At 62.7% G+C, this 17,900-nt stretch carries 16 protein-coding genes; 10 read left to right on the top strand and 6 right to left on the bottom strand.

Annotated elements, in window-relative coordinates:
* Positions 1–10 precede the first annotated feature (10 nt).
* Positions 11–892, top strand: coding sequence for an ion transporter (locus tag SSPSH_RS03090; protein WP_006914074.1), 882 nt, complete (start codon positions 11–13; stop codon positions 890–892).
* Between the two features lie 225 nt (positions 893–1,117).
* On the opposite strand, the gene SSPSH_RS03085 is transcribed toward SSPSH_RS03090, so the two are convergent.
* The 4 genes from SSPSH_RS03085 to SSPSH_RS03070 all read right to left on the bottom strand — a co-directional run bounded on the left by SSPSH_RS03085 (position 1,118) and on the right by SSPSH_RS03070 (position 5,174).
* Complete coding sequence (locus SSPSH_RS03085) at positions 1,118–2,305, bottom strand: acyl-CoA desaturase (protein WP_021031349.1); 1,188 nt, start codon at positions 2,303–2,305, stop codon at positions 1,118–1,120.
* Positions 2,306–2,483: 178 nt separating this feature from the next.
* Positions 2,484–3,305 (bottom strand): tRNA 2-thiocytidine(32) synthetase TtcA, encoded by an 822-nt coding sequence (gene ttcA, locus SSPSH_RS03080; protein ID WP_006914077.1) that lies wholly within the window; start codon positions 3,303–3,305, stop codon positions 2,484–2,486.
* 88 nt (positions 3,306–3,393) lie between these two features.
* Positions 3,394–4,272, bottom strand: a complete 879-nt coding sequence (locus SSPSH_RS03075; protein ID WP_006914078.1) for a fructosamine kinase family protein — start codon at positions 4,270–4,272, stop codon at positions 3,394–3,396.
* Complete coding sequence (locus tag SSPSH_RS03070; RefSeq protein WP_006914079.1) at positions 4,269–5,174, bottom strand: 5'-3' exonuclease; 906 nt, start codon at positions 5,172–5,174, stop codon at positions 4,269–4,271. Before SSPSH_RS03070 ends, SSPSH_RS03075 begins: the two co-directional genes overlap by 4 nt.
* Before the next feature lie 52 nt (positions 5,175–5,226).
* Between SSPSH_RS03070 and SSPSH_RS03065 the strand changes: the two genes are divergently transcribed.
* The 9 genes from SSPSH_RS03065 to SSPSH_RS03025 all read left to right on the top strand — a co-directional run bounded on the left by SSPSH_RS03065 (position 5,227) and on the right by SSPSH_RS03025 (position 15,602).
* Positions 5,227–5,988, top strand: coding sequence for a DUF4412 domain-containing protein (locus SSPSH_RS03065; protein ID WP_006914080.1), 762 nt, complete (start codon positions 5,227–5,229; stop codon positions 5,986–5,988).
* Between the two features lie 155 nt (positions 5,989–6,143).
* Positions 6,144–7,316, top strand: coding sequence for an NAD(P) transhydrogenase subunit alpha (locus SSPSH_RS03060; RefSeq protein WP_006914081.1), 1,173 nt, complete (start codon positions 6,144–6,146; stop codon positions 7,314–7,316).
* Between the two features lie 41 nt (positions 7,317–7,357).
* Complete coding sequence (locus tag SSPSH_RS03055) at positions 7,358–7,642, top strand: NAD(P) transhydrogenase subunit alpha part 2 (RefSeq protein ID WP_006914082.1); 285 nt, start codon at positions 7,358–7,360, stop codon at positions 7,640–7,642.
* A 49-nt stretch (positions 7,643–7,691) separates the two neighbouring features.
* A complete protein-coding gene (locus tag SSPSH_RS03050; protein WP_006914083.1) occupies positions 7,692–9,089 on the top strand; it encodes an NAD(P)(+) transhydrogenase (Re/Si-specific) subunit beta in 1,398 nt (465 codons plus the stop codon).
* Positions 9,090–9,169: 80 nt separating this feature from the next.
* The gene (locus tag SSPSH_RS03045; RefSeq protein ID WP_006914084.1) at positions 9,170–9,751 is read left to right on the top strand and encodes an NUDIX hydrolase; all 582 of its coding nucleotides are present in this window, start codon (positions 9,170–9,172) and stop codon (positions 9,749–9,751) included.
* Positions 9,752–10,022: 271 nt separating this feature from the next.
* Positions 10,023–12,221: a primosomal protein N' gene (locus SSPSH_RS03040; protein WP_021031348.1), complete on the top strand. Its 2,199-nt coding sequence runs from the start codon at positions 10,023–10,025 to the stop codon at positions 12,219–12,221.
* A gap of 52 nt (positions 12,222–12,273) precedes the next feature.
* On the top strand, positions 12,274–13,110 hold the full coding sequence (locus SSPSH_RS03035; protein ID WP_006914086.1) for a class I SAM-dependent methyltransferase: 837 nt from the start codon (positions 12,274–12,276) through the stop codon (positions 13,108–13,110).
* Positions 13,111–13,200: 90 nt separating this feature from the next.
* Positions 13,201–14,868, top strand: coding sequence for an arginine--tRNA ligase (argS, locus tag SSPSH_RS03030; RefSeq protein WP_006914087.1), 1,668 nt, complete (start codon positions 13,201–13,203; stop codon positions 14,866–14,868).
* Positions 14,868–15,602 (top strand): SPOR domain-containing protein, encoded by a 735-nt coding sequence (locus SSPSH_RS03025; protein ID WP_006914088.1) that lies wholly within the window; start codon positions 14,868–14,870, stop codon positions 15,600–15,602. The genes argS and SSPSH_RS03025 overlap by 1 nt, the downstream gene beginning before the upstream one ends.
* Before the next feature lie 49 nt (positions 15,603–15,651).
* Here the strand turns inward: SSPSH_RS03025 and SSPSH_RS03020 are convergent, their stop codons facing one another.
* Both SSPSH_RS03020 and SSPSH_RS03015 read right to left on the bottom strand, forming a co-directional pair.
* On the bottom strand, positions 15,652–16,806 hold the full coding sequence (locus SSPSH_RS03020; RefSeq protein WP_021031347.1) for a transporter substrate-binding domain-containing protein: 1,155 nt from the start codon (positions 16,804–16,806) through the stop codon (positions 15,652–15,654).
* A gap of 25 nt (positions 16,807–16,831) precedes the next feature.
* Positions 16,832–17,851: a DUF3187 family protein gene (locus SSPSH_RS03015; RefSeq protein WP_021031346.1), complete on the bottom strand. Its 1,020-nt coding sequence runs from the start codon at positions 17,849–17,851 to the stop codon at positions 16,832–16,834.
* Positions 17,852–17,900: the final 49 nt, after the last annotated feature.

Genomic DNA, 17,900 nt, shown 5'->3' with positions numbered 1-17,900 from the left:
TTGTCCAGGCATGAGCGAATCGTCCACGGCGAATCTGCGCACACGTCTGCGCGAGATCATATTCGGCACCGACACACGCCCGGGGCGCGCGTTCGACATTGCGCTCCTCGTAGTTATCGTGGCGAGTGTGGTCAATCTGATGCTGGTATCGGTCGCAGCGATCGAATCCCGGTTCGGGCCGGTATTACACGCACTGGAATGGCTGTTCACCATCTTGTTCAGCATCGAATACGCAGTGCGAATCTATGCCGCGCGCAGACGCTGGGCGTATATCCGCAGTTTCTACGGCATTATCGATTTGTTGTCGGTGCTGCCGTTGTATCTGGCACTGATACTGCCTTCCGCGCATTATTTCGTGGCCGTACGCGCGCTGCGTGTCATGCGTATCTTTCGCGTGCTCAAACTCGTGCGTTATGCCAACGATGCGAATGTACTCACCCGGTCACTGCGTCATGCCCAGCGCAAAATGCAGATTTTTCTGGGTGTGCTCGCGCTGGTCACGGTCATCCTCGGCGCGCTGATGTATGTCGTCGAAGGTCCGACCCACGGCTTCACCAGCATCCCTCGCAGCATGTATTGGGCGGTGGTCACGATCACGACCGTCGGTTACGGCGATATCGCCCCGGCGACACCGGCCGGCCAGGCCATTGCCGGCATTGCCATCATGCTTGGCTACGCGTTGCTGGCCGTTACCGGCGGCATCATCACCGCCGAACTGACCAACGAGATCTCCAACGAACGGCAACTGCGCCAGTGCCCGCATTGCGAACGCAGCGGCCACGAGATTGATGCGCACTACTGCAAATTCTGTGGCGGCCATCTGGACAAATACGAAGAAGAGGATCCGCCTGCCGACAAGGAACAGGCCGCCGACCGCGACAAGCTCGACTAGCGTCAGCGAATGCCACCGCGCGCGATTTGCATTGCTCGCCCATCATTTCCTTCGCCACGCAGCACCTGGGTTTGACGCTGCTGCGAGACGCCGCGCTCGACACCGCGGCTACGCCACGTTTCGATAGCGCGGCACGGCTTTAACAGCAACAAGATTGCTGAAAACACGCCCATAAAAAAGCCCGTCCTAACGACGGGCTTTTTCAGACTGATAAGCGTTAGCCCACTAAGCCGACTTCGGCTCCGAACGGGCTTGCTCGATCAGGCGGTGCGACACCGAGCTGCGCAGCATTTCGTGCGCACGCTCAATGGCACGGTCGAGGCCTTCGTGGCGAACCTTGAACTTCGCATAGGCACGGGCTTTGAGCTGCTCGACGCTGGGGAGTTCCGGCAGTTCGATTTCCGCCAGATAGGCTTCGGCCGAATCCCACTTGTCGCGCGCATGGGCACGTAGGTCATCGAGAATATGACTGCCTTCCCAACGCGCCCGGATGTTGCGGCTGATGCGATCCGGAGAGAAGCCTTCGGCGATATAGACCGCACATTTGTCGATGATCTTCTGGGTCGGCGCCTTCTCGTTCGCGAGAATCGTCTTGGGTGGCTGACGCAGGTCCCATACCAAGCCGACCTTTTCCAACCCGAGCAACAGATAATAGGTCGTATCGATTTCCCACCAGAAGAAGCCGTTGCGGGCAGCGGCCGGATAATAGTGATGGTTGTTGTGCCAGCCTTCACCCATGGTCAGCAGCGCCAGGAACCAGTTGTTGCGGGAATCGTCGCCGGTGAGATAGCGCTGCTTGCCGATCACGTGGTTGAGCGAGTTGATCGTGAAGGTGGCGTGATAGACGAGCACGGTCGACAGCACGAAGCCCGACACCAAGCCAGCCCAGCCGCCCACGGCGAAGCACAGCCCGGCCACGATCAGCGCAGGCAGGAACTGGTGACGCTCGATCCAGCGGATCTCCGGGTACTTGGAGAAGTCCTTGATCAGATCCAGGTCGGCGTGCGAGCGGGCCTCGCGATATACCCAGCCCACATGGGCATCGAAAAAGCCGTACTGGCGCGGCGAATGCGAGTCGGCCGGCATGTCTGAATCGCGATGATGCTCGCGATGCTTGGCCGCCCACCAGAGCGGGCCGCGCTGCAACGCCGCCGAACCGACAAAGGCCAGCACGAACTGGAACGCACGGCTGGTCTTGTAACCACGGTGCGAGAAATAGCGGTGGTAGCCCGCCGTGATGGCGAATACGCGCGCTACGTAAAGCCCGACACACAGGGCAATCGAGGTCGCGGTGAAGCCGGTCCACCAGATACCGATGAGCGCCACATGCAGAAGCGCGAACGGGATGAATTCAACCCAGTTGAACTTGTCTTCCAAATGGGGATTGGCGGGATATTTCCTTTCTGCGGACATCGCCTGTTCGCCTCACGAATTGCGGTGATTACATTGCAGTGCACAACTGTTCACTGCGTACAAAGTATGCGGTAAATAGGAACGATTTTCAATAAAATCGTGTATTGAGCACAGGCAAACACTGTGCCTTTTTCAACGCCTTGATACCGAATTGACAGGGTAGGGATGTTGTCCCAGATCAATCCAGCGCAGCGAAATCGAACAGGTCGCGGTCGGCCATTTGCGAGGGTGCGATCCGCGTCATCGATCGGAATATACGTTCGCTACGCCCTGGGTCGATGCGCTCCCAGTCGGCCAGCATGGCCTTGATGTTCTGACGCTGCAGATTCGCCTGCGAGCCGCACAGATTGCAGGGAATGATGGGGTACTGGTTCAGACGCGCGTATTTTTCGATATCGCGTTCGCTGCAATAAGCCAACGGGCGAATAACGACATTCTCGCCGTCGTCGGATCGCAGCTTGGGCGGCATGGCGGCCATGCGCGCGCCATGAAACATGTTCAAAAACATTGTTTCGACGATATCGTCGCGATGATGGCCCAGCGCGATCCGGTTGAAGCCGTTTTCCTTTGCGTAGCGGTAGAGAATGCCGCGACGCAGCCGCGAGCACAGACCGCACATGGTCGCGCCTTCCGGCACCTTTTCGGTGACGACACTATAAGTATCGCGCTCGATGATTTCGTAATCCACACCGAGCCCGTCCAGATAGGCCGGCAGGATATGCTCAGGAAAACCGGGCTGCTTCTGGTCGAGATTGACCGCGCGCAGTTCGAAGCGCACCGGGGCGACCTCCTGCAGATAGCGCAGCATCTCCAGCATGGTGTAGCTGTCCTTGCCGCCGGACAGACACACCATGATGCGATCGCCGTCGCGGATCATGTCGTAATCGGTCACGGCCTGGCCGGTCAGGCGCTTGAGACGCTTGGCGAGTTTGTTCGCGCCAACCGAACCCGGCGTCAGGCCGGCAGGCGGGCGGGTATCGAGTACCGGAATATCGGACATGGGCGCGTACGCTGGCGTTGCAGTAAGTCGAAAACGATACGCGTCATTGTACGCATGCGTTCAGGCCGCAACAGCGCAGCCCGACCGCTCACACCCGGGCGAGCAGCTGCTGCATCACACGCCGGCTCTCGGCCACGTAATGGCCGCCGAACAGACGCGCATGGTTGAGCAGATGATATAGCTGGTAGAGCGGACGCCGGACATGACGATAACCGTCGCTCATCGGCCAGGCGCCCCAGTACGCCTCGAAGAACAACGGTGAGAAACCGCCGAAAAGTTCAGCCATAGCCAGATCGGTCTCACGATCGCCGTAGTAGACGGCCGGGTCGAACAGCACCGGCACGCCGTGTTCGTCCATGCCGACATTGCCGCCCCACAGATCGCCATGTACCAGCGAGGGCTCGGGGCGATGTCTATCCAGTAGCGTGTCGAGCACCGCCAGCAACGCATCGCCGTCGCGCGCCAGACCGCGATGATGGGGCGCGAGCGCGTCGAGCATGACCGCCATACGATTCTCGCGCCAGAATTCCAGCCACTGGGCGTGCCAGGCATTCGGCTGGGCGCTCGATCCGATCGTATTGTCGCGCTCGAATCCATAGCGCGTGGCGACGATACCGTGCATGTCGACCAACCCTTCACCGAGACGCGTCATCGCTGCAGGGGTCAGTGCTTCGAGTGCAATGTACTCGAGCACGAGATAGGCGTGCGCCTCGGTCGAACCCTGCGTGATGACATGCGGTATACGCAGTCCCACCGCCTGGCCCAATTCGGCCAGCCCGGCGGCTTCGGCCGCAAACATCACCGCTCGGTCTGCACGGTTGAGCTTGACGAAGTACGACTGCTCGGCGCTCTCGATTCGATAAGCGGTATTAATCGAGCCACCGCCCAGACGCGTACGGCGCTCGCCCGCAAAGGGCGCGCCCCGCGCTATCGCGATGGCCGAATCGATCGCCGCCCAATCGATCACGAGATGGGGGCACCCAGGCGTTTGCGCAGCCGATCGCCCACGCCAAGCCGATCGCAGATCGACGCCAGTGCTTCGCGATCCGGGTGTTGCCGGCGAATATCGCGCTGCTCGGTATCGAGCGCAATATCGGTGACGATCGTCGCCAGCCGATACGACAACCGTATTTGCTCGGCATGGGTTTCGATTTTTGTCGCCAGCGATTTTGCGCCGCGCAGGCCGCTGCCGGCCACGCCCTCGAGATCGTCCAGCAGCGCTTCGATTCCGTCGAAGCGCTGCAACAGCGCGGCCGCTGTCTTAGCGCCGATACCCGGCACGCCGGGAATGTTGTCGACATGATCGCCCACCAGCGCCAGATAGTCGGCGATACGCGCCGGCGGCACGCCGAATTTGGCTTCGATCGCGGCACAGTCGTAGCGCGTTTCACGCGCGTAGTCCCAGAGAATGTCGCCTGGGCCCATGACCTGGGCCAGATCCTTGTCGGAGGTGACGATCTTGACGGGCGTATCACTGGCCGCCGCCAGTGTGCCGATCAGGTCGTCGGCTTCATAGATCGGGCTCGACAGGGTGGCCACGCCCAGCGCTTCGGTCATCTCGCGACACGCGCCGATCTGGGCTTCGAGTGCGGCCGGCGGCAGCTCGCGGTTGGCCTTGTAATCGGCATAGAATTCGTTGCGAAACGAACTCGTCAGCGATTCGTCAAACGCGGCGGCGACCTGTTGATCGTGGTCGGCTTCGAGAAGCTGAACGAGAAACGTCGTATAACCGTAGACCGCATTCAGCGGCTGCTCATCGCGCCCGGTCAAACTCGAGGGCAGCGAGTGGAAGGCCCGGAAAATATAGACACTGGCATCCACGAGCAGCATGACGCTAGTGTACTGCACACTGCGCGCGTTCTGCTGCATGCGTACACCGAGACGCGGTATTTTATCGATCCCGTTCAAAAGGACCCTGCCCATGATTCGAATCCGCCGTACGGCCGCCGTTGTATTGCTGGCCGGCCTGAGCGCCGTCGCGGGCATCGCCCAGGCGAACACGACACTGACCTACCAGGGCGCAAGCGGCGCCTTTACCGTCGATATGCGCCCCGGCGCCGTTCGTATCGACGATGCAAGCCCCCAGTGGCAGCTCTACAAGGAAGACGCCAAGGCGATCTTTTCGATCGACCCGCGTGAAAGCACGTATACGCGCTTGGACAGCAACTCGGCCAGCGTCATCCGCCAGCGGGTGGATTCGCTGCGCGCCCAGATCGAAGACCGCGTACAACAACTGCCGCAGGAACAACAGGCCACCGCGCGGGCCGCCATGCTGCAATCGGTGCCCGGCCTGGATACCCGCAATCAGAAGATCGGCCTCGACCGCACCGGACGCACGGATACCGTGGCCGGCATCAAGTGTGAAGTCGTTCAGGTCGTACGCGGCGGAAAGCCGGCAGAAACGCTGTGCGTAGCCACCCCCAAGGCGCTGGGCATATCCAAGGATACGTTCTCCACCGTCACGTCGATGTTCTCGCTCATGCAGACGCTGCTCGCCGGCACCGGCTTCGAAACCGCCGGCCTGCCTTATCTAAGCCTGGCCGGCATGCCGGTACGCTTTACCGACACCAATACCGGCGAACGGCGCCAGCTGGTCGACGTGAGCCATAAAGAAGTGTCCGAGCGCCGTTTGAGCCTACCGCAGGACTACGTCGAAACCGCGGTAACCCAACCTGGAAGCTGAAATCGCCGCCCCCGACATCTGCTACGAAAGCCTAATGGTTTGGGTTAGACTGCAGTTGGGGTTGATCCGGCCTGCGGCCTGACGAGCGCAGCGCGCGTTTTTTCGAGCGCCGAGGCGCCGCGCCGGATATTCATTAGAACAAATCAAGGGAAGACATGAGCGTAACTATCGCAGTCCCGAAAGAAACGGCCAGTGGCGAAACCCGTGTCGCCATGGTGCCCAAGGTGGCCGACAAGCTGGCCAAACTGAACGTCGATCTCAAGATCGCCAAGGGCGCCGGCGAAGGCAGCCGCATTCCGGACGAATCCTTCAAGGAGCCGGTCCAGATCACCGACAACACGGACGACGTATTCGGCGCCGATGTGGTGCTGGCGGTCAACGCGCCCGATGCCCAGGCGATCGGCAAGATGAAAAAGGGCGCGGTACTCATCAGCTTCGTCCAGGCCCATAACAATCCGGACACGGTCAAGGCGCTCAACGACGCCGGCGTGACCAGTTTCGCCATGGAACTGGTGCCGCGTATCACCCGTGCCCAGTCGATGGACGCCCTGTCCTCACAGGCCTCCGCGGCCGGCTACAAGGCCGCGCTCATGGCGGCCAACTCGCTGGAACGCTTCCTGCCGATGCTGACCACCGCCGCCGGCACCATTCGCCCGGCCAAGGTGCTGGTCATCGGCGCCGGCGTGGCCGGGCTGCAGGCGATTGCCACCTCCAAGCGCCTGGGCGCCAAGGTCTTCGCCTATGACGTGCGTACCGACACCAAGGAACAGGTGGAGTCGCTCGGCGCGGACTTCCTGATGGCCGAAGGCGTCAAGGCCGAAGCCGAAGGCGGTTATGCCCGCGAGCTAACCGACGAGGAAAAGAAGAAACAGCAGCAGATGCTGGAAAAGAACATGGCCGATGCCGATGCGGTGATCACCACCGCCGCGGTGCCCGGCAAGCCGGCGCCCAAGATCATCTCCAAGGCGATGGTCGATGCCATGAAGCCCGGCTCGGTGCTGATCGACCTCGGCGCCTCCGGCGGCGGCAACTGCGAGCTCACCCAGCCTGACGAAGTCGTCACCCACGGCAGCGTGACCATCTACGGGCCCTCCAACGTGCCGGCACTGCTCGCCGAGCATGCCAGCGAGATGTACGCCCAGAACCTGTTCAACTTCCTGCAGCTGATCGTGGTCGAGGAAGAAGGTCAGGACGACGCCAAGCCGGCCGACAAGACGCGCAAGCTCGAAATCAACTGGGATGACGAAATCCTGGCCAAGTCCGCGCTGACGCACGACGGCGAAACCGTCAACGAAGCCGCCAAGAAGGCGCTCGAAGGCAACGCCTAGGCCTTCGCCCACCGGCTCATCATCTTTCGGGAGAAAAGACAGTGATTACAGGTTTTGTCGCACTCTATATCTTCATGCTCGCCGCCTTCACCGGCTACGAGATCATTGGCCGTGTACCGGCCATCCTGCATACCCCGCTCATGTCGGGTTCCAACTTCGTGCACGGGATCGTGCTCGTCGGCGCCATGGTCGCACTCGGCCATGCCGACGGCTTCTGGGAGACGCTGATCGGCTTTATCGGCGTGATTCTGGCGGCCGGCAACGCGGTCGGCGGTTATGTCGTGACCGAGCGCATGCTCGAAATGTTCAAGTCCTCCAAGGACTGATCCTCGCTGATCCCATTACAAGAACGAGCACACGAAAAGGTTACCGAATATGAGTTTCTGGGAATTTACCGTAGACGCGAGTTATTTCATCGCGGCCGTACTGTTCATCATCGGCCTCAAGCGCATGGGCTCGCCCAAGACCGCCAAGAGCGGTATCAAGTGGGCCGGCATCGGCATGGCGCTGGCCACCGTGGTCACGCTCTGGCACCCGGCCATGGAAGCCGGGTTCTTCCGTTACGTGCTGATGATCCTCGCGATCGTCATCGGCGGCGCGGGCGCCTGGTATACCGGCAAGAAGGTCGAAATGACCGCCATGCCGCAGATGGTTGCGCTCTATAACGGCATGGGCGGCGGCGCGGCCGCGGCCATCGCGCTGGTGGAGATGTACTCCGGCAGCGCGTTCGACCACGGCACGACCGTGCTCACGCTGGCCGTGATCGGCGCGCTCATCGGTGGCGTGTCCTTCTCCGGTTCGCTGATTGCCTGGGCCAAGCTCGAAGGCAAGATGAAGAAGACCATCCGCCTGCCCGGTCAGCAGCTGATCAACGGCAGTGTGGCCGCGATCACCGTGATCCTGGGCATTGCCATCATTGCTTCTGATGGCAGCGCGCCGGTTCTGGTCACGCTGTTCTTCCTGTTGTCGCTGGCCTTCGGTGTACTGCTGACCAACCCGATCGGCGGCGCCGACATGCCGGTGGTCATCTCCATGTACAACGCCTTCACCGGTCTGGCCGTGGCCTTCGAGGGCTTCGTGCTCGGCAACGCGGCGATGATCATCGCCGGTACCGTCGTGGGTGCCGCCGGTACGCTGCTCACGCTGCTCATGGCCAACGGCATGAACCGTTCGATCTCGAACGTGCTGTTCGCCGGCTTCGGCGTGGACGATGGCGCCGAAGCAGACGGCCCGGAAGGCGAGATGAAGTCGGTCGAGGCCTTCGACGCCGCGGCATCGTTTGCCTATTCCGACAGCCTGATCATCGTGCCCGGCTACGGTCTGGCCGTCGCCCAGGCCCAGCACAAGCTCTGGGAATTCGTACAGATGCTTGAAAAAGAGCACGATGTGGACGTGAAGTTCGCCATCCACCCGGTGGCGGGCCGTATGCCCGGTCACATGAACGTGCTGCTGGCCGAGGCCGGCGTGCCCTACGACAAGATCTTCGATCTGGAAGAGATCAACGCCGAGTTCCCGAACGCGGACGCGGCCCTGGTCATCGGCGCGAACGACGTGGTCAACCCGGCCGCGCGTACCGACGAATCCAGCCCGATCTACGGCATGCCGATCCTCGATGTCGACAAGGCCCGCGAGGTCTATGTCGTCAAGCGCGGCAAGGGCACCGGCTTCTCCGGCGTACAGAACGCCCTGTTCTTCGGCGACAACACCCGCATGGTGTTCGGCGACGCGAAGCAAGTCTGTACGGACCTGGCCAACGGCCTCAAGCAGCTCTAGAGCGTTTAGGCCAATACGAGAAAAGCCGCCTTCGGGCGGCTTTTTTCTTGGTGCGGCATATTGCCGGTTAAGCTTCGCCCATGCATGAACTCGCCCCCATCGCCCGCACGCTTGCCGACTATCGTGCTCGGCGCCTGCGCTTTCGGCGCTATCTCAAGCGCGCCGCGGTGGCCGTCATTCTGCGCGACTCGGGTCAGGGCGCACAGGTACTGCTCGCGCTGCGCGCGCACCGGGAGGGCGATCCCTGGTCGGGTGATATGGCGTTCCCGGGCGGCCGGGTCGATGCGGCGGACGAAGCCAGCGCCTCGCGCGCAGCCTGTCGCGAAACCCAGGAGGAAGTCGGCCTGCGCATCACACGCGAACACGGTATTGGCCGTCTAAACGACCGGCTGACACTCGACCATCGGCGGCGGGCCCCCATGGTGGTGTCACCGTTCGTTTATAGGCTAGAGCAGCGCATCACCCCGGTACTCAATCACGAAATCGCCGCGACGCGCTGGCTCTCGCTCGCCTGGCTTAACGAACCCGTCAATCGGCAGACCATGCGATGGCGAGTAGGCCGGGCGAGCTTACCCATGCCCTGCTATGACTGCGGCGACGGCCAGCGCCTTTGGGGCCTGACACTGGCGATGCTGGACGAACTGTGCGGGCTCGTACGGTGACACGCGCTTCATCCACAAGCCGCCGTGGCGCTACAACGGCCATATGGCACTGCTTCGGCCCCACGGTGAATTGTTTATCCACATATTCACAGGGCGCAAAAAATCGCGCAATCGTTTTTGCTGCAGCGCACATTGAGCAGAATTATTCATACCATATTGATTTAAATGAATTTTTACGCGAATTCTCGACCAAGCCTACCGATTTCGCCGATCGCAGAGTCGTACTCGAACAAATTCATCCACGATTTTATCCACAGGCTGTAAACCGTTGATGAGCGGCGTAGAAATAGGGCCAACTCTGCGCGTTGCCGTGCCCGTGCCTTTATATGGCGGCTTCGATTACCTCGATCTCGACGCCACCGACGCGACGCCGATCGGCAGTCGCGTACTCGTGCGATTCGGCAAACGGCGGCTGGTCGGTGTCGTACTCGAAACCGAGGTCAAAAGCGACCTGCCGCGAGAGCGATTGCGCCCAATCGAAGCGCGATTGGACGATGCGCCGGTATTCGATGACGAACTGCTGGGACTGTTGCGATGGGCCGCGGGCTATTACCACCACCCGATCGGCGAAGCACTCGCCACGGCCTTGCCGGTGGCACTACGTCGCGCGAAGACAGACCAGACCCCAAACCGCCATCGGGGCTGGCAGGCCGTACCCAGCGATACGGCTAACGAGCCGGTAGCTCACGCCAAGCGCCAGCACGAGTTGCTCGACGTAATTCGTACCGGCGTGCATCCCGTAGCCCACTCGCACCTGCTCGCCCGCTTTGGTTCGATTCATGCGCCGCTCAAGGCGCTGGAACGGCGCGGCCTGATCGAGGAAGTCGATCTGCCGGGCGCGCTTGAACAGGGCAGCGCCGGTACCGCGCCTGCCCTCACCGATATGCAACGCGAGGCAGTAGAACAACTCATCAGCCGCGGCGAGGGGTTTCATCCCACGCTGCTGGAAGGTGTGACCGGCAGCGGCAAGACCGAGGTCTATTGTCGACAAATGGCCGAGGTACTGGCTGCGAATCGTCAGGTTCTGTTCCTGGCGCCCGAGATCGGCCTCACCCCACAGCTGATCGAACGCCTGCGAACGCGCTTCGACGCCAGCATCGGCGTGCTGCATTCACAACGCAGCGACGGCGAACGTGCCGATGTGTGGCGGGCCGCCCGCGCCGGCGATGCGGATATCGTCATCGGCACGCGCTCGGCTGTGTTCACGCCCATGCCGCGCCTCGGGCTGATCGTGGTCGACGAAGAACACGACGGTTCCTACAAGCAACAGGACGGGTTTCGTTATCACGCGCGCGATGTCGCCCTACGGCGTGCCCAGCAGTGCGACATCCCGATCGTTCTCGGCAGCGCCACACCGGCGCTTGAAAGCCTGCATAACGCCGATCGGAGTCGTTTCGCGCATCTCAAGCTGCCCGAGCGCGCAACCGGCGCGGCCATGCCGCCCGTGCGGGTGATCGATATCCGTTCGCGTCCGCTGCTGGGCGGGCTGTCCGATCCAATGCTCGCTCATATCGAACGCCATCTCACAGCCGGCAACCAGGTGATGGTATTCATTAACCGACGCGGTTATGCGCCAGCACTTTCGTGTCACGACTGCGGCTGGATCGCGCCCTGTGAGCGCTGTGACGCGCCGCTCACCCTGCACGGCGGCGGCGCACGATTGCAGTGTCATCACTGCGGCGCGCACCAGAACACCCCGGCGCAATGCCCCGGCTGCGGCTCGAAGCAGCTGATTGCTCTCGGCGCGGGCACCGAACGCGTGGCCGGCGCGCTGCGCAGCCGCTTTCCCGATGTACGTCTGGCGCGCTTCGATCGCGATAGCGTGGCCCGCAAAGGCCGTCTCGAAAGCCAGCTCGCCGATGTCGCCAGCGGTGAAACACAGCTGCTGGTGGGCACCCAGATGCTGGCCAAAGGCCACGACTTTGCCCGGCTAACGTGTGTCGCCGTGCTCGACGTCGACGGCGGGCTGTTCTCGGCCGATTTTCGCGCCGCCGAACATATGGCCCAGTTGGTCACTCAGGTCGCCGGGCGCGCCGGGCGATCCGATCTGCCTGGCGAGGTCTGGCTGCAAACCCGCCACCCCGAGCACCCGTTGCTGCATCGTTTGCTCAGCGGCGGTTACGACGCCTTCGCCCGAGCGGCCCTCGCCGAGCGCCGCGAGGCAGCACTGCCGCCGTTCGGCTATCTGTGCCTGCTGCGCGCCGAGGCACAGGATATACAGTCGCCGCAGGCGTTCCTCGAGCAGGCCGCGGCTACGATTCATAGCGACGAGCAGATCGCCTGCTGGGGCCCAGTGCCCGCGCCCATGCAACGTCGTGCCGGACGCTTTCGTGCCCACTTGCTACTGCATTCCAGCACCCGTGCACGTTTGCATCCGGCGCTGGACCACTGGCAACGCGTGCTCGCCGAGCTACCCGGGGCCCGGCGCGTGCGCTGGTCGATCGATGTCGACCCGCAGGATCTGCTGTAATCCCACCGACTGTGAGAGGCTGTCGCTCTCTACTGTTCACGATCCAGCGCTCATGGCCCAGCCCGACACGACCGCCGGCAACCCGCGCGTCTCGCTCACCGGTTATGCCACCGCCAGCGCCTGGGCACATTTTGGTTTCGACTACGCCGACTGGTTCGACAGTCGGCGCGGCCGTGCGCTATTCCTACCGCTGCACTATGGCTGCCGCGCGCTTCGGCCGATCGCCCCGGCGGCCGGGGCGTTCAGCGAAACGCTGTACTGGCGCCATCGCTGGTTTTCTGCCTGGGCGCATGCACAAGCGCCCGACCTGGCGCTCGAGATCGGGGCCGGCCTGTCCACGCGGGGCATCGCCTACGCGCAAGCGCACCCGCGTATGCGCTGGATCGACTACGACCTGCCGGATATGGTCGCGGCAAGACGCGCCCGGCTCGCCGGTCATGCCTTGCCCGACAACTACCAGCTCGACGTCGGCGATCTGTTGGCCGACGGGTTCGGCGAGAAGCTAGCCTCCACGCCCGATACGCGGGCGATCGCGATGACCGAGGGCGTGACCGATTATCTCGATCACGCCGAGAAACGCCGCGCCTGGACCGCGATCGCATCGCTATTGTCGCGCCTGGGCGGCGGGCGGTATCTGCTGGAGGTGCATCCGCGCGATCATATCGACCAGTTCGGCATGGCCGCCCGGCTGATGTTCGATGTGCTGCGCCGTATCAGCGGGCGGGACCTGCGCAATCAGCTGTGCGTAAACGCGGATGAGGCCATCGCCATGCTCGAGGACTGCGGCTTTTCCCGCGCGCGGGTGCTACCCGATGCCGAACTGGACGCTGCCGCCGAGGCGCCCGCCCCTGCCCAGCGCGCCTTCGTATTGATCGAAGCACAAGTCTAGCGGCGACCGGATCGCCGGGCAGACATGGCCGGGCGTGAGCGCGCGCGTTAGACTGCGCGGTCATTCTCGCGACCGCCTATCAAAACCATCGTGAAACGTCTCGTTCAGGATCTGCTTGCCGACGCTGTCCAACGCGCCTGGCCCGATATCGACACGCCCGCCGCGCCCCATGTGGAGCGTACCCGCGACGCCGCCCATGGCGACTTCGCCAGCAATATCGCCATGACGCTGACCAAGACGCTGCGCCGCAACCCGCGCGAGATCGCGCAGACGATCGTGGACACGTTGGCCGATGACGAGCAGATCGCCCAGGTCGAGATCGCCGGGCCCGGCTTCATTAACTTCTTCCTCGCGTCCGCGGCGTTTCGCGCAACGATCGATGAGGTGCTCGCCGCCGGCGCGGCCTATGGCCGCAGCCACACCGGCGCGGGCCAGAAGGTGATGATCGAGTTCGTCTCCGCGAACCCGACCGGCCCGCTGCACGTCGGCCATGGCCGTGGCGCGGCGGTCGGTGATTGCTTGGCACGCCTGTTCGAGGCCACCGGCTTCGACGTGACGCGTGAGTTCTACTACAACGATGCGGGCGCCCAGATCGCGAATCTCGCTGTTTCGGTCCAGGCGCGCGCCAAGGGCATTACGCCCGAAAACGACGCGTGGCCGACGGATGGCTATCGCGGCGACTATATCGCTGACGTGGCCGCGGCCTATCTCGCCGGCGAAACAGTGGCCGCGGACGATCGCGAAGTCACCGGCGCTGGTGATGCGGACAATCTCAACGCCATCCGTGAATTCGCCGTGGCCTATCTGCGCCGCGAGCAGGACGCCGACCTGAAAGCCTTTGCGGTGGATTTCGATGTCTACTCACTCGAATCCGCGCTCTATAGCGAAGGCCGGGTCGAGCGCACCGTTCAGTCCCTGATCGATGCCGGTCACACCTACGAAGCCGACGGCGCGCTGTGGCTCAAGACCACCGACTTCGGCGACGACAAGGATCGCGTGATGCGCAAGGCCGAGGGCGGCTATACGTATTTCGTACCCGATGTTGCCTATCATGTCGGCAAATGGGAGCGCGGCTATACGCGCGCGATCAACGAACAGGGCGCTGACCACCACGGCACGATCGCCCGTGTCCGAGCGGGTCTGCAGGCGCTGGATATCGGCATCCCCAAAGGCTGGCCGGACTACGTGCTGCATCAGATGGTCACGGTCATGCGCGCCGGCGAGGAAGTGAAGCTCTCCAAGCGTGCCGGCTCCTACGTAACGCTGCGCGACCTCATCGACGAGGTCGGGCGCGACGCCACGCGTTATTTCCTGGCCGCACGTAAGCCGGATTCACAGCAGACCTTCGATATCGATCTGGCCCGCAGCCAGAGCGAAGAAAATCCGGTCTATTACATCCAGTATGCGCATGCGCGTATCTGCAGCGTGGTCGGCCAGTTGGCCGAGCGCGATATGACCTACAGCCGCGAAGCCGGCGATCTGGCTCGGCTGGACAGCCCGCATGAACAACGTCTGATTACTGCGATTTCGCGCTTTCCCGAGCTTGTCGAAACGGCAGCCACGGATTTCGCGCCCCAGGCCGTGGCTCATTATCTGCGCGACCTGGCCGATGCATTTCATAGTTACTACAACGCCCAGCAGTTCCTGGTCGACGACGCCGCCCTGCGCAACGCGCGCCTGGCGCTGGTATTCGCGACTCGGCAAGTACTGGCCAACGGCCTTAAGCTGTTGGGTGTGAGCGCACCGGAGCAAATGTAATGGCGCGAGACTATTCCAGCCGGCCGGGTAATTCGTCGTCGAACAGCGGCAAGCGCAAGCCTACGCGCCGCAAACCGGCGGCCCGCCCGACGCAAACCAAGCGGACGAAAAGCGGCGGCCCGCCCGGCTGGGTATGGATGATCTGCGGACTGTGTATCGGGCTGACCGTCGCGGCGGTGTTTTATATTTTCGCCCGACCGGGCGGCGATCTCGCCCGCGAACAGATCGAGATCGCCACGCCTGAAAAAGCGCGTTCGAGCGCATCGTCGCAGTCGGAAAAAGCGCCTGCTGCCGATAGCGCCGAGCCCGAAGCCGAGGAGGAAGAGCCGCGCTTTTCTTTCTACAAGATGCTGCCGAACTACGAAGTGGTTATTCCGGAAGAAGAATATCCGGAGAAAAAGAGCCGTTCGTCGTCGAGCAGCTCGTCATCGAGCGCCGCCGAAGTCGAACAGCCCGCCTCCAAACCACAGCCGACCACACCCAAGGTCGCAGAGCCGGGGCGTTACATCATTCAGGCCGGTTCCTTCTCCACGCCGGCCGACGCGGAACGGCGCAAAGCCGAGCTGGGCCTGCTGGGGCTCGCTGCGCGTACGGTCGAAGTCGATCTGCCGTCCGGCAAGACGGTCTACCGCGTTCAGAGCAATACCATCAGCTCATCGAGCGAACTGAACAATATCCTCAAGCGCCTACGCGAGAATCGTATCGATACGTTGGTCATGCGGGCGAAAGACTGAATTCGGCGCCGACGCGATCGCTTTGAACGCGTCGGCGGCTACTGCTGAGCTAAGGCTGGCTGCCCAGATATTCGGTCAACGTATCGCGCCACGCATCGCTGGCCAGATACTCGAGAATCGCACGGTTAATCGGTTCGCGCAGATCACTGCCTTGCGGTAAAGCGAAAGCATAATCCTGACGGTCGAAAACCGACTCGAGCACGGTTAACGTATCGCCATACGCGTTTTTCACGCGATAGTTGAGTAGCGGCGCGTCGTAGACGACGGCATCGACCCGCCCATCAGCCAGCGCGGCCAATCCGTCTTCGAGCTCGGTGCGCACGCTGAACGCGATCCCGCGATCACGCAGGGCTTGGGCCGCAGCCGAGCCTTCGACGGTGACAACCCGCGCATCGGCCAAATCCTGTACGCCCTTGATACCCGACGACAGTCGATCGACTGTCAACGACGTCGCGATCGCTGCGGTAAAGCTTGAAATGATGATGATCGCGGCAAACATCCAGACCAGCCCAATGAGCCGCCCGCCCAGCGTCTTGGGTGCCTTGTCGCCGTAGCCGACCGTGGTCATGGTGACCGCGGCCCACCAGAACCCGCTACCCAGGCCTTGCGCGGTACTGCCGCCGAATTCTTCCGCATTGGCGCGGCGCTCGAACAGCCAGATGATTACGCCCACCGCCAGCAGTACGACCGTCAGCGCGGCGAGTGCGGTTAGAAACTGCCAGGAAAAGAACCGCCGAATCGTGGCCCAGACCGCGCTGCCGTCATTCGCCGGTACGGCAATCGCCAGCCCCGTGGAATAGAACGGATAGGAAAAGTCGATATTGGCTTCGCGTGACGCCGTCACCGTCAGCGCGGCCACCGACAGGTCGAGCCGGCCGTCTTCCAGCCCGGTAAACAGCCCTGCCAGATCGCTGGGCGCATAGTCGTATTCAATGCCCAGACGTTCGGCAACGGCTTGCCAGAGCACGATACTCACGCCGGAGAAGCCGCCGTCCTGGCTTTCAACGACAAACGGCGGCGCCGCCTTCGTGCCGACGGTCAAACGCGCGCCGCGTTCGCCGGCCGGCATGGCTGCGGCCGCCAGGTCCGCATCGGCAGACGGCGCATCAGCCGGCTGGGCGAGCGCCGGCTGGGCGGCCAGAAAAAGCCCGAGAACACTCAGCCAGACCAGCGCCAGCCATGCTGAAAAATAACGATTATTCATCAATCCCCCAGTTGCCGGGAGCGCATCAGAAGGCGTGGCGCAGCCCCAGCAGAAAACTGACATCCGGCGACGCGCCGGTGTTCAGATCTTCGATAATCGCAAATTCCATGCGCGAGCGCTCGTTCAACATCCAATCGACGCCCAATGCCCCGGCCACTGCCGTGCCGTCGAGCGCTTCAATATCGGTATCTTCGTAGAACGCGCTGTGTGCATAGGCCTGCACCTTGACCACAAACGAGGGCGCCACGGCATAGCCCAGAGTCGCCCAGCCGAAAGCGACTTCCTGCACGCGCTGCGCTTCCAGCACATCGCCTTGGCCGGAATAAAGGCCGCCCGCGCCCGCCAGCATGCGCCAGCGCGACGTGCCGTTCTGATTGTTGCCAACCGTGCCCCAGAACGAAACATCGGCCGCGCCGCTGCCAGTCAGCCGATCCGCATCGCCGGTCGGCAGCTTGAGTTCGCCAGCAACCGCCATGCCCCAGTCACCAACGCCGGCGAGGCGTTTTTTGAGCCCCAGGCGTACATCGCCGACTCCGGAAGGCGAATCGCTGACGTCGAGCGCCAGCCGCCCATCACGCTGATAGCGAAAGCTTTGCTGATCTCGCGGCGCGCTGGACCGACCGCCATCGGAGAAGCCGAACACATCGTGAAAGTCGTCGATGAAGCCGTCGGCAAAGCCGCCGCTATGATCGACAAAAGGAATTTCGACCGTCGCCTGCCAGTCATCACCAAAACCGCGCTCGAAAATGAGCGCCGCGCGTGTGGTCTCACCGTCGAACAACAGGCTTTCACGACCGGCCTGTTGTTCGGTGTAGTGGCTCGTGTAGTCGACACGCAGCCCGGCCCGCCAGGCCCCGGGCTCGGCAACGGTATAACCGTCGGCCCGGGGCAGGCCGTAGATCGAGACCGTGGGCGACTGATCCGAAAAAGCCAACGGCTGCGGCGCCATCGCGTCGCCATCTCGCGCTACCGCAGGCGCTGTCGCGAGCATGGCTCCAACCAGCACCGACGAACGCAACAATCCCCCACCACGACGTAACCCCATGCCGCTCCCCCTGACTGGCCGCGCTGTGCCTGCGCGATTGTGTTTAACG

The sequence above is a fragment of the Salinisphaera shabanensis E1L3A genome, assembly GCF_000215955.2.
Taxonomy (GTDB): Bacteria; Pseudomonadota; Gammaproteobacteria; order Nevskiales; family Salinisphaeraceae; genus Salinisphaera; species Salinisphaera shabanensis.
Note: the sequence above shows the minus strand (reverse complement) of the source record. Positions and strands in the feature narration are given on the sequence as shown.